The sequence below is a fragment of the Micromonospora hortensis genome (assembly GCF_022230935.1).
Taxonomy (GTDB): Bacteria; Actinomycetota; Actinomycetes; order Mycobacteriales; family Micromonosporaceae; genus Micromonospora; species Micromonospora hortensis.
The window spans coordinates 479,375-491,979 of sequence record NZ_JAKKFE010000012.1 but is presented as its reverse complement, the minus strand read 5'-3'; the positions used below and the strand labels follow the sequence as shown (position 1 = coordinate 491,979).

Annotated in this window: 8 protein-coding genes; 2 read left to right on the top strand and 6 right to left on the bottom strand. The window is 70.6% G+C overall.

Features of this window, described 5'->3' with window-relative positions; all coding sequences use genetic code 11:
* Positions 1-73: 73 nt before the first annotated feature.
* The 5 genes from NIE111_RS10765 to NIE111_RS10745 form a co-directional block, all read right to left on the bottom strand.
* Positions 74-2,062, bottom strand: a complete 1,989-nt coding sequence (locus tag NIE111_RS10765; RefSeq protein ID WP_238684248.1) for an acyl-CoA dehydrogenase family protein — start codon at positions 2,060-2,062, stop codon at positions 74-76.
* Between the two features lie 284 nt (positions 2,063-2,346).
* Positions 2,347-3,948, bottom strand: a complete 1,602-nt coding sequence (locus tag NIE111_RS10760; protein WP_504858721.1) for an ABC transporter permease — start codon at positions 3,946-3,948, stop codon at positions 2,347-2,349.
* A complete protein-coding gene (locus NIE111_RS10755) occupies positions 3,945-4,835 on the bottom strand; it encodes an ABC transporter ATP-binding protein (protein WP_238684246.1) in 891 nt (296 codons plus the stop codon). The genes NIE111_RS10760 and NIE111_RS10755 overlap by 4 nt, the downstream gene beginning before the upstream one ends.
* Positions 4,836-5,113: 278 nt before the next feature.
* Positions 5,114-5,833 (bottom strand): DUF8817 family protein, encoded by a 720-nt coding sequence (locus NIE111_RS10750; RefSeq protein ID WP_238684245.1) that lies wholly within the window; start codon positions 5,831-5,833, stop codon positions 5,114-5,116.
* A gap of 132 nt (positions 5,834-5,965) precedes the next feature.
* Positions 5,966-7,339, bottom strand: a complete 1,374-nt coding sequence (locus NIE111_RS10745) for a serine hydrolase domain-containing protein (RefSeq protein ID WP_238684244.1) — start codon at positions 7,337-7,339, stop codon at positions 5,966-5,968.
* 191 nt (positions 7,340-7,530) lie between these two features.
* Here NIE111_RS10745 and NIE111_RS10740 point away from each other — a divergent pair, with 191 nt between their 5' ends.
* Complete coding sequence (locus tag NIE111_RS10740; protein ID WP_238684243.1) at positions 7,531-7,704, top strand: hypothetical protein; 174 nt, start codon at positions 7,531-7,533, stop codon at positions 7,702-7,704.
* 173 nt (positions 7,705-7,877) lie between these two features.
* On the opposite strand, the gene NIE111_RS32230 is transcribed toward NIE111_RS10740, so the two are convergent.
* Positions 7,878-10,961: a hypothetical protein gene (locus tag NIE111_RS32230; RefSeq protein WP_238684242.1), complete on the bottom strand. Its 3,084-nt coding sequence runs from the start codon at positions 10,959-10,961 to the stop codon at positions 7,878-7,880.
* Between the two features lie 232 nt (positions 10,962-11,193).
* Here NIE111_RS32230 and NIE111_RS10730 point away from each other — a divergent pair, with 232 nt between their 5' ends.
* Positions 11,194-12,423 (top strand): trypsin-like serine peptidase, encoded by a 1,230-nt coding sequence (locus NIE111_RS10730; RefSeq protein ID WP_238684241.1) that lies wholly within the window; start codon positions 11,194-11,196, stop codon positions 12,421-12,423.
* Positions 12,424-12,605 lie beyond the last annotated feature (182 nt).

Here is a 12,605-nt window from a genome sequence, read left to right as displayed (position 1 = left end):
ATCAACCTGCACGCCCGCGGCACTACAGCGCCGGCCCACCTGACCGGGGAACGTCAGGGCCCAGCCGGCAAGCTCAAGCGCGCGTGAGGTCAAGCCCGGGCGGGTGTCCGGCGGCGTCATGAGTGGCCATCGTGTCCTGCCGGCCGGGTTCCTCGCTCAGGATCGCGCAGTGCAGCCAGGCGTCCGGGATGGCGAAACCGTCCACGAGCGTTCGCAGGTGCGGGCGTAGCTCCTTGAGCAGTGCGTTGACCACGCCCGTGATGGCCTTGGCCCGCGCCGGCGTCAGCCGGCCGTGCTCCAGGAACCAGCCCTTGTTCGCCTCGATGACGCTGAGCGCGTACAGGTCACAGACCCGGGAGAGCAGCGCCCGGACCGCCGGATCGGCGGCGTCTTCGATGCCGGCGACGAACCCCTCCAGGGTGATCCGGTCGATGTGCGCGGCGGCGACGGTCAGGACGTGGTCCTGGACGTCGTTGAAGATGTCGAAGGGGCGGTCCTTCTTGGTGGCCGCGCCGTTGCGCAGGCGGCGGACCGCGCCGTCGAGGAGGTGCCTCTCGCGGTCCTCGAAGACCTTGAGCTGCCAGCCTCGATCGGTGACGGCGACTTCGTCGTCGCGACCGGGTACGGCGCTGATCAGCCGCTCGATGAGCGACCGCGCGGCGGTGCGTTCGAGCACCATCTCCCGGACCTGCTCGGCGACGAAGGAGGCACGCCCCCAGCCGTCCAGCGAGCCGAACTCGTCCCGGTAGCCAGTGAGCAGTCCCTTGGCCACCAACTGCAACAGCACCGTGTTGTCGCCCTCGAAGGTGGTGAAGACGTCGGTGTCGGCCTTGAGACTGGGTAGCCGGTTCTCGGCCAGGTAGCCCGCGCCGCCGCACGCCTCGCGGCACATTTGGATGGTGCGGGTCGCATGCCAGGTCTGCGCGGCCTTGAGACCGGCGGCCCGGGACTCCAACTCCCGCTGCTGGTGTTCGTCGACCGGCCCGTCGCCGCCCTGCACCTCACTGAGTGCGGCTACCAACTCGGTCTGGGCGAAGTGCAGCGCGTACGTGGTGGCGAGGGCGGGCAGCAGCTTGCGCTGGTGGGCCAGGTAGTCGTTGAGCAGCACCTCCCGGTCGGCGTCGGGTGTGCCGAACTGGCGGCGGATGTCGCCGTAGCGCACCGCGATCGTCAGCGCCGACTTGGTGGCCGCCGACGCGGCGCCGCCGACGCTCACCCGGCCGCGGACCAGGGTGCCGAGCATCGTGAAGAAGCGTCGGGAGTCGTTCTCGATCGGGCTGGAGTACGTCCCGTCCGGTGCGACCTGACCATAGCGGTCCAGCAGCATGTCCCTCGGCACCTGTACGTGGTCGAAGGTGAGCCGCCCGTTGTCCACGCCGAGCAGGCCGGCCTTGGGCCCGGCGTCGCCGATGCGCACGCCAGGCAGCGCGTTGCCCTGAGCGTCGCGGATCGGCACCAACCACGCGTGTACGCCGTGCCGCTGGCCGTTCGTGATCAGCTGCGCGAAGACCACCGCCATCCGTCCGTCCCGGGCGGCGTTGCCGATGTAGTCCTTGCGGGCAGCCTCGTGCGGGGTGTGCAGGTCGAAAGTTTGCGTCTGCGGGTCGTACGTGCAGGTGGTGCGCAGTTGCTGGACGTCGGAGCCGTGCCCGGTCTCGGTCATGGCGAAGCAGCCGAAGATCGTGCCCGAGACGATGTCCCGGAGATAGGCGTCATGGTGGCGGCGGGTGCCGAGGGCCGCGACCGCGCCGCCGAACAGGCCCCACTGCACTCCGGCCTTGACCATCAGTGACAGGTCGACCTGCGCCAGCATCTCGCTGGCGATGATCGAGCCGCCGACGTCGGAGCTGCCGCCGTACTCGGTGGGGAAGGCCGAGGCCATACCCAGCTCGGCGGGGAGTTCGCTGAGTAGCCGGGTGATCCGCTCCCGTGCCTGGTCACCGGTCTCGCCGTAGACCGGGAGGAAGCGTGCGTCGAGGTGCTCCCGGTGCGCGTTGCGGACTGCGGCCCACGGTCCGTCGAGCACGTCCCGCAGGCGAGCGAGGTCGATCTGATAGCGCACGGTTCCCCCTCAGCTAGCGGACATATGCGTACAGGTCGTACTCGATCAAGGATAGCGGCGCCAGTGAGCGATGACGGCGACCGCGCCACCCCCTTCGGCGTCGGCGATCCGCTAGCCGCACCCCCGCCCTGCGGGAGGGACGGGCACGGCCAGCCGGCACGGCTCACGTGCGCTGATGTGCGCACTGAGGCCACGCCCGCGCCTGGGGCACTCCGGGAGTGCACGACGTCAACAATCGGCTGGGCCCGTTGGAGCGGTGAACAGCGGTTGCGACGGCGACCCGCTCAGGCACACAGGTCACGGCGGCGGTAGCCGAATGTGCCGGCGACCATGCCGGCCGCGGCGATGCCGACCATCACCAACGCTGGTGGCCATGCCGGTGCGGTGGCCGGCACCGCGGCCAGGTGCGCGAACGGGGACAGCGCGCGGATCCAGGAGGGCGCGTCGATGCTGTCGGCAAGGACCTGCCACAGGAATCCACCCGCGGCCGGCATTGCACCGATCGCCGCGACGGCGCGCGGCGCCCATCCGAGCGCCAGGACGGCAGCTCCCAGACACAGCAGCACAACCGGCACGACGTTCCAGGCGCCGGTGAGCGCGTCGCCGACTCCGAGGCCGGCACTGACACTGGCCGTGCCGGCCCACATGGCGACACCCGCCACCGTTGTCAGGGTCAGCGCGGCGCAGCCAGCGACGGCCGCTTCGGCGGCCAACAGCCGTACCCGGGCTACCGGTGCGGCCAGCAGCAGTGTGAGACGCCGAGCATTCTCGTCGGCAGCGACGGCGGCGAACCGCACGGCGACGAACACCCCGACCGGAACGGCAAGCAGCGCGTACAGGGTGGCCGCATAACCCTCGACCGTGCCGAGGGCCGGAAAGCCAGCCTGGGCCGCCATGGTCGCGAACTCGGGGTTGGCGGCCAGGAATTCGGTCATGGACCGGGCAATCAGGCCCAGGAGCAGGAAATACGCGCCGATCCCGGCCGACCAGGCGGCGAGCGGCCGCAGGGTGCGCCGTACGGCGAAGGCGGGCACCGACCCGAGCAACGCGGTACGCGCCCGCCGGCTGCCGGCCGTAGCAAGAATCGCCGCGCCGACGTCACGCCGAGCCGCGAGCCGACCGGCGACGGCCAGTAGCAGCACTGCGGTGAACGTCAGCACCGACACCGGCAGCCCTCGATTGCTGTCGAACGGGCGGGTCAGCGCCAAGAGCCCGAACGGGGACAGCCATCGAAGCCAGGCCAGCGCGGGGATACCGTCGCCGACCATCCGCATGAGGAGCCCGACGACCAGGACGGCCGCCGCGACACCGTTGGCCGCCGACCGGCTGACGAACAGCTGCGCGGTGACGCCGCCGACGGCGACGAAGAAGAGCCCGGCGGCAGCGAGCCCGGTTCCGTGCACCAGAGAACCCGTGGCGTCCACTCCCGCAGCGATCATCGCCGCTGCGGTCGCCGCTCCAACGAGGACCGGGACGGCGGCCAGGACACCGAGGTGATGGCGGACAGCCTCGGGAAGGGTGATGCGGGCGGACAGCAACACACTCCATCGGCCAGCGTCCTCCTCCCCACGGGTGATCCGAGTGGCGGCGAGCATCGCCCACACACCGAGGAGAACCGCCAGGACGGTGCCCGTGCGCCACACGGTGAATCCGCCCGCCTGGTCGAGCGCGACCGGTTCGCCGAACAGGGTGCGGATCGCGGGGTTGCGGGCCAGCGCCGCCAAGGCCGCCGGATCCAGCGCCTCGCTGCGGTAGCCGACCACCACCAGGGCGGACATTCCCGCACACACAGCGGTTACGACCAGGGCGCCACGGCGCACCTGGCGCACTGCGAGCCCTCTCAGTACCCACTGCGGGCGGGTTGCTGCCGTCGTGGTCGCGATCATCGGGCGTTCTGCCCGTAGTAGGCGAGGAAGATCTCCTCCAGGCTCTGCTCCCGGACGACGATCGTCGTCACGTCAGCGTCGGCCAGGGCGCGCAGCGCCGCGGCGGGGGAGCCGCTCAGGGTGAACCGCACGGACGCGGCACCGTCGGTGTGCAGGCCGTGGACGCCGGGGACGCCGGCGAGGTCCGGTGGCGCCCCGGTGAACGTCGCGACCACCTCGGTGTGGTGCAGTCGGCGCAGCTGCGCGACGGAGGCCACCTCCACCAGCTCACCAGCGCGCAGGATGCCGACGCGATCGCAGACGGCCTCGACCTCGGCAAGCTGATGCGAGCTGAGGAACACCGTCTGCCCATTGTCGCGGGCCACGTCGACCGCCTGCCGGAACTGCAGTTCCATGAGTGGGTCCAGGCCGCTGGTTGGCTCGTCGAGCACCAGCAGAGGCGCCCGGGTGGCGAACGCCGCGATCAGAGCGACCTTCTGCCGGTTGCCCGTCGAGTAGGTGCCAGCAGGTTTGGACACGTCCAGCGCGAATCGTTGGATGAGCTCGTCGCGGTAGGCGGTGTCCGTGCCGGGGCCGATGCGGGCGAGCAGGTCCAGCACCTCGGCGCCGGTCATCCGTGACCACAGCGCCACATCCGCAGGCACATAGGCGAGCCTGCGGTGGGCCGCGGCAACGTCGCCGGCGTCGGTGTCGAAGATCCACGCCCGTCCGGAGGTGGGTCGGGCAAGGCCGAGCAGCAGCCGGATCGTCGTTGACTTTCCGGCGCCGTTGGGGCCGAGAAACCCGAATACCTCGCCCGCCGCGACGTCGAGAGTGAGGTCATCGAGGGCGAGCAGTCGCCCGTAACGCTTGGACAGATGGTCGGTGCGCAGGGCAGAAACGCCCATCGGAGCCTCCAGAGCCGCAGCACGACATGACTGCCGACCAGACTTCCCGGCGCACCTGAGGTGAGAGTACTCCCGGCGGCTGCGGCGCGTACGCCGCCCGGGCTGGCGTTCGGGCTACTACCTTCCGAGCATCCCCTCACGTCACGAGGTGTATCGGACTGGCGTACCGATAACTGAGGCATCCTGCCAAACAGCGGGCCCCGGCGGGGGTGTCGACGCTGATGCGGTCGCGCTACGGCCGTTTGTCGGGGTCGAGGGGGAGGCGCTCGTTTGGTGAGTCACCGCAGTGCTGCTGCGAGTTCGTCGGCGTTGTCGAACGCGGACGCCGCCCTGACGGATTCGTCTTCCGTGAGCGTGACGGACCGGGCGCGGTCCAGCATCTCGACCGCGGTCTTTGGATCGTGCAGCACCATCGCGAGTTCGGCGCGGTAGACCAGGACCTCTAGCTGCTCGACAGGGTCGTCGTCGGCTTTCGGACGGGCCAACGCGCTGTCGAGGATCCGAATGGCCTGTCCGACGCTTCCCCTGGAGTCGGCCTGCACGACAGCATTCGCGAGGGCCTTGGCGAGTCGCCCGGCCGGCCCGGCGGCCGGCACGGGCGCGGTGGCGGCGTCCCGAAAGACGCGGATCCAGTTGCCGCCCGGGTCGATGACGCTGAATCCGCCCAACCCGTCGGCGTTCTTCCGTGCCCTGGGCCGGGTCATCCGCGGCGTTCCGGACACCAGTACCTTGCCGTACGCGGCGCGCATGCCGGCCGCGAATGCCCGATGTAGTCCCTCGATGTCCGCGGTGAGTACGAGACACGAGCCATAGGACTGCTCCGGGTCAAATCCGGCGATCTCGAAGAACTGCAGACGCAGGTCTTCTCGTTGCACCCCCACACACGAGTAGGGCTTGCGTTGCTTGTAGGTGGTGCGGAAACCGAGAACTCCGTAGAAGGTTTCGATGTCGTCGATGGATGCGCACGGCAGCAGGGGAACGGTCACCTCGTTGGTCATGCCTCCTTCCTAGGCGTCGCACGGTGTCCATCGCACATGGAAATAGCCGATCATCGCCGTCGGTCGTCCGATCGGTTGATGACTCAGAACGCACTTGCCAACCGGCTGGGGGCAGGTGGGGAGCTGAGGAGGTCAGCCGGCCTGCCAGCCAGCGGGGTCGATACCGCCGGGCAGTGGCGCCGCAGGGTCGTAGGGCTGCCGCGTGAAGATGAAGGTGCCAAGATCGAGGTGGCTGACGGCGCCAGCCGCGTCGCGTCGCACCCGCAGCCGTTCGCCAGCGAAGTAGCCGTTGATCCCCTCCCAGACGCCGTCGCCGGTGGGGCGCAGGCGGGTGCCGCGCCCGCCGGACAGCGGGGCCAACTCCACGAAGCCATCAGCCTGCGGGCGCAGCACATAAGGTGCCGGCCCCCAGTACCACGGGCCGGCGAGGTCCAGTAGCTGTGGGTCAACTGAGGGCAGCGGTCGCCACGGCGCAGGGATCCGCGGCTCCCGCTCGGCGACCGTCTGCAGTAGATCAGCGGCGAGGGTGCCGGCGGAGAGGCCGGCGGTCACGTTTCCCATGACGACCGCGCCCAGCGCGTCGTCGGGGCTGACCCACACGGTCGCGACGAAGCCCGGCATCGAGCCGGTGTGCCCGGCCAACAGTCGGCCGTCGCGGCGCAGCAACTGCATGCCGAGCCCGTAGCCACTGTCTGAGTCCGTCGCCTCCGGCGGGCTCGCCGGGTTGCGCATCTGCGCGACGGTGTCCGGATGGAGCACCCGGTCGTCGCCGTCGATGAGGAACGCGGCGAACCTGGCCAGGTCCGTTGCGGTCGACCACAGCTGTCCGGCAGGCGCCATCAGAACGGTGTCCACGGCGGGCTCCGCAAGGAGCACATCGGCCCAGGGATGCACCGCCCAGCCGGTGGCATGTGGCGCGACCGGCAGCAGGGTGGTGCGGGTCATCGCGAGCGGCTCCAGCACCTCGCGCCGCAGCACCTCGCCCCACGCCTGACCCCGAACCCGCTGCACCAGCGCGCCGAGCAGCGCGTAGCCGGGGTTGGAGTAGTGGAAGCGCTGTCCGGGCGGATGCACCTGCGGATCGCTGCCCAGCACGTCGGCCAGGTCGGGTCGCAGCGTGCCCGGGGTTCGTTCCCACCATGGGCCGGGCGCCTCAGAGATCAGCCCGGCGGTGTGCGCCAGCAGCGCGCCGACAGTGGCCTGGCCCGCAGCCGTGCCGGGCAGGTGCTCGGCCAGCGGGTCGGTGAGCGCGAGTCGCCCCTCGTCGCGCAGTCGCAGCACCAGCACGGCCAGGAAAGTCTTGGTGATCGATCCGATCCGGTATTGGAGGTTGCCATCCGGCACCCTGCCGTCCACCGTTCCCCACCCGTCCATCCACACAGGATGACCATCGCGTACCACGGCAGCGACGACCGACGGCGCCCGACCCGCTACCTGACCAGTCGCCAGCCGGTGGACCAGCGCACGTCGGGTTTCGGGTAACAGCGTCGTCGGGATCGGTGACATGCGGGCAAACCTACCGGGCACCCGCACCGCCCGTAACGATCCGACACGTCCGGATCTGCCGCAAGGCGGGTGAACCCCTCGTGTGGCTGTGGGTCAGGATGACGCCACGGGCGCTCTTGACGATGTAGTGATCGACCTTGAAGCTCGCGGCCCGACGAGCGGCAGCTCGGAAGACGACGGATACTCGCCTGATGACTGGACCCGATCTCGACCCGGAACAGTATCCGCCCATCGACCCGCGCGAACCGGTGCCCGACGACGCGGGGGTCCTCCTGCCCGACGCGCCGAACGAACTGCCAGAAGCCCCGGCCGAACCGATGCCGGACGACGGTGGAAACGCCGGCGGCGTGCGCGAGCCGGCCTAAGGCCTGTTTCACAAGGGCGGCCAGTTCTTGTGAAACAGGCAGTAGACCAGTCGGTGAACGAGCGCGACACCAGCCTGGACCGCCGATGTCGACACCCAGGGCGCTCGAGACGCCGGGTCGGCCGCCACGGATGCCCCGTCTGCGGCGGTTGGCCTGCTGGTTGGGTTGGGCGCTCAGGCGGCATGCCGGCGGCGGCCGAGTGACAGGAGCAGGCCGCCGGCGGCCAAGGCGATTCCGGCGGCGGCGGTGTATGCGGGGAGTTGAGCGGGGATGCCCAGGTGGACGGTGATACCGAGGATGCGGGACAGGCCCCAGGGCAGCAGCGCGAGCTGGTCATTCCACACCGTCAGCGCGCGTTCCAGGCCCACTACCGACATCAGGGCGGACAGCACGCCGAGGGGCACACCCACGGCGGTGAGGGTCAGCCCGACGGCGCTTCGGCGACGCAGGCCGTACCGGTCCCGCAGGAGCACCGCGACGGCCACGAACAGCCAGCAGAACGCCGCGAACGCGACGGTGACGTACGCCGCGCGCAGACTCGGCGCGGTCCAGAAGGCGAACCAGTAACCGCCCGGTCCTCGCCCGGCGAGCGCCGCCAGCAGCAGCACGCTGCGCAGCAGCGCGACGCCGCCGACCACGGCCCACAGGTGAAACGGATCCCGGCGACCGACCACGAGGCGTACGACGAGGACGAACAGCGCCCACCCACCGAGGGTGACCAGCAGGTGTGCCGGCGCGGCGAACCAGGTCAACACGAGCCGGCTCGCCACCAGCACCACGGCCGGGACCAACCACACCAACACTCGGTCCGCCCGCGTCACGGGCGTCGGCAGCGCGGCGACCCGCCACGGCCGGAGCGCGCCGAGCAGCAACCCGCGCGCGGCGGCTGCGCCGAACCCGCGCCCGTACAGGCCGAGCAGCACCACCAGCAGGATCGACCCGAGCAGCGCCCGGGCCGCCCAGGCCATCGCCGGGTCCCGGTTGGCGCGCAGCGCCCCGAGGTCGGCGGCGGTGAAGTTGTACGCGGGCAGGTCCAGGTCGGCGCCGTAGCGCTGCCGGTGCGCGTCGCGCGCGTCGTGGTACTCCGCAGCGGCCAGCCGCCAGTCACGGTGGGCGGCCGGGGCACCCGTGTCCAGCCACTGCGCGTGCCGCAGCACCATGGTCCGGTACGCGCTCAGCGTCTCGAACAGGTCGACCTGGTAGTCGAGAGTCGCGGCGAAGCGCCCGCGCAGTTCGGCGTCGCGCCAGGTCGCCGGTTCGGTCGCGGCGACCAGGTCGCGCATGCGCCGGGCCAGCACGACGGCCTGCGTACCCTCCTCGATCGCCTCGTCGACGCGGCCGCCGGTCACCGCGTAGATGCTGTCCAGCGCGGCGGAATCGCCGGTCGGGATGTCCCACTCGAAGATCCACATCATGGGCGGCGGTTCCAGCCCGAGCGCCCGCACCGACCGGTCGGCGTACGGACCGATGTAGAGGCCCTTGGTGACCGCCTGCCGGGACAGCGCCATGGCCTGCCCGATCGCGGCGACGGTGCCCGGGTCGTCGGAGAACGTGCGGTACGCCCAGTCCGCCGTGAGCTGCGCCGGGTCGGCGTGCGGGTCCCAGGCCAGGCGGCCGACGGCGTACGTGTTGAGGTCGTAGAGCTGCCAGAATCCCGCGCGCAGGTACAGCGACATGGGCCCGGCGCGCAACGGCCCGCCGTCCTGGGTCCAGTTCCAGACACCCTCGACGTTCGGGTTGGCGGCAAGGAATGCGCGCAGCGCCTGGCGGTGCAGCGGGCCGAGGTCGTTGGGCAGCGAGCCGAACGCCTCGAACTCGCGCCGGGCCTGGAACTCCACGATGCGGCGGTGCCCGCCGTCCAGCAGTGTGGTGTTCAGCGGTAGGTGGCTGTAGAAGTCGCCCAGGGTGTACTTGGTGGAGACGATCAGATGCGGTTCGTCGAGCCCGCCGAGGACCTGCGCGTACGACACCGGGTTGGTGTGCAGGTCGCCGACGGCGCCGACGCCCACCGTCCAGGTGCGGAAGATGATCTCCTTCCCGGCTGTGCCCGCGGTGTCCAGCAGCGCCCGCAGCATCGCGCGCACCGACGCTTCCGTGGTGACCGCGAGCTTTGACGTGTAGTCCCAGCCGGATGCGGCGTACACCTCGCCGCCCTCGCCGACGCGGACCATCAGGCCGTCGACGAACGGCATGCTCTCGAACAGCTCGGCCAGACCGGCCTGGTAGACCGCCCACAGCCGAGGGTCGGCCACGTCCAGGCCGCCGACGGTCCGCGTCAGGTATGCCTCCAGCGGGGGCGACACCGCGAGCATGTCGGTCAGCAGAAAGACCCGCACGCCCATGTCCTCGGCGTATCGGAAGACGGGGCCGAACGCCGCGACCATCGCCCGCGCGCGCTCGACGTGCGAGTCGCCGGGCGGGTAGACCGCGCGCCCGTCGCCGACCTTCGTGAACGTGACGTACTCCAGGAAGCCGGGCACGACGATTCCGTTGAATCCCTGCGCCACCGAGTGATCGACGAACTGTCGAAACTGCGCGTCGATGCGGGCCACCGCACCAGCGTCCACCCACGGCGCGCGGGGCAGCACCGCCGACCCGACCACGTCGGTGTTCAGGCCATAGTCGTCGCCGGCGGCGAAGACGGCCGGGTCGGGCTCGCGCCCCACCGAGCCCGCGTCGGTCAGCCGCAGGCCGAGCCGGGGGATGACCACCCGACCCGTGTCCGCCGTGGGAAGCACCTCGGCACCGGAGCGGATCCGGTCGGCCAACCAGTACATTCCGGCCGCCACGCCCGCGACGTCGCCACCCTGGACGGTCAACTCGGTGCCGCGCACGTCGAGCCGGTAGGACTCGGGCGTCCCGCTGAGGGCGGCCAGCACGCCCGCCCGCAGCGTGCTCACCGCCGACAGATCCGGCGCCGTGCCGGCGCGCGCGGCCGTCGCGGACCCGGCCGGGCTCGACGTGGCCGGGACGAGCGCCGGCCGGGGCAGGCCGCGGAAGACGACAGCGTCGGCGACGGCGGTCGCGGCCTTCCTGACACGAAGCTCGTCGGGCACGACGAGGGACGCCAACGGCGGGACCGGTGCCGGCGTCCGCGCCGGCGCGGCGAGGGCGTCCTCGCGCGGCACGGCGGCGGGGGAGTGGCTCAGCCCCAGCGTGTCGCCGACCCCCCAGGCCGCTGCCGCGCCGAGCGCCACCAGGACCGCCGCGGCGACGAGCAGCGGGTACGGCCTGCGGACCTGGGCAACGTGAGCCACGCTCGCATGGTAGTGGCCTCACCGGCCTTCGTCCTCGACGTGCGGAGCAGTCATCGGGCCGGGATGCGGTGGCGCAGGGCGCCACTGCCCGTCAGGACTGTCATCCGGAGACGAGGCGGACGAAGCGACGCGGCAGGCAGTTATGACATAGATGGGATTACATGTCTTGCGTGAATTCAGGTAGGAAGACCGAAGGCACGTCTCGGTGCTGATTCCTGAGAAGGAGCGACAGATGAAACATGCCCTGCGCCGCTTACGAACGGGGGCGGTCGCGCTCGCCGCCTGCACACTCGGGCTGAGCCTACTGTCGGTACCCGCCGCCGAGGCGTACTCGGTTGCCCCTCTCGCGCCACAATCCGAACGAGCACCGGAATCGAACCAGTTCTCGGCAGAGGGTGTGACCACGATCGGTGAACTCCGCACCGTCGACAGCTCCCTGTCCTACGCCCCGAACGGCGGGACACAGATCATCCAGCACCCCGGTGCCACCTACGTCAAGGTGCACTTCAGCGCACTGCGACTGGCCGAAGGCGACTACGTCACAGTGTCGAGCCGCGACGGCAAGGAGAGCTACCGGTACGACCGCCACCTGAACCGGGCGACCGGTTCGGACTACACCACCGACGGGCAGCCGGGTTTCTGGGCGATGTCGGTGGAGGGCGACACGGCAGTGGTGACACTGCACAGCAGCCGCCCCTCACGTGGCAGCGCCGCCACCATCGACCGGTTCTGGCGCGGATACGACCGCACGGAAATCGCCGCGCACAACTTCTCCACCCAGTCCGTGTGCAGCACCGACGCCCGCCGGGACGTGGTCTGCTACCAGAACAGCCACCCCACCGAGTACGCCCGCGGCAGGGCGGTGGCGCGGCTGCTGATCAGCGGCGGTGGACTGTGCACCACCTGGCGGGTCGGCAACACCAACCGGATGCTGACGAACAAGCACTGCTTCTCGACGCAGTCCGCCGTGAGCGGCAGCGAGATGCAGTTCAACTACCAGTGCGCCACCTGCGGCGGCGCGAATCCCGGCGCCGGCACCAAGGTCAGCGGTGCCACCCTCTACAGGGTGAGCAGCGGCGGCTCCAACCAGCTGGATTACACCCTGTTCTCGGTCAACAACTTCGCCGCCATCCAGGGGTTCGGCACGCTGTACCTGGCAACTACCGCCACCAGCAACGGGACCCGGATCTATGTCCCCGGGCACGGCGACGGCACCGCGAAGCGGCTGTCGATCTACGAGGACACCCAGAACGGCGCGACCTGCGCCGTCCGGAACGCGAACTACAACACCTGGAACATCAGTTACAGCTGTGACACCTCCGGCGGCAATTCGGGTTCACCCGTGCTGAACGCCAGCCACCGGGTGATCGCCCTGCACCACCTCGGCGGTTGTCCGTCCAACCAGGGCGCGAAGGCGCACCTGATCTACAACGAGATCGCGAGCCTGATCGACAACGGCTGAGACGGTGGGCCGCCGATGCGCGCTCTGCGCCTCGGCGGCCCATCGGCATCCTCGCCGACCGCGTCGCCAGACGACGCCGCGCGTCGATGACGTCAAAGGTGGATCAGCGCCGGCCACCGGTCGCCCCGGCCCGGCTGCGCGCCAGGGCCCGCCGTTCGGCGGACCCTGGCACTTCGGAGAAG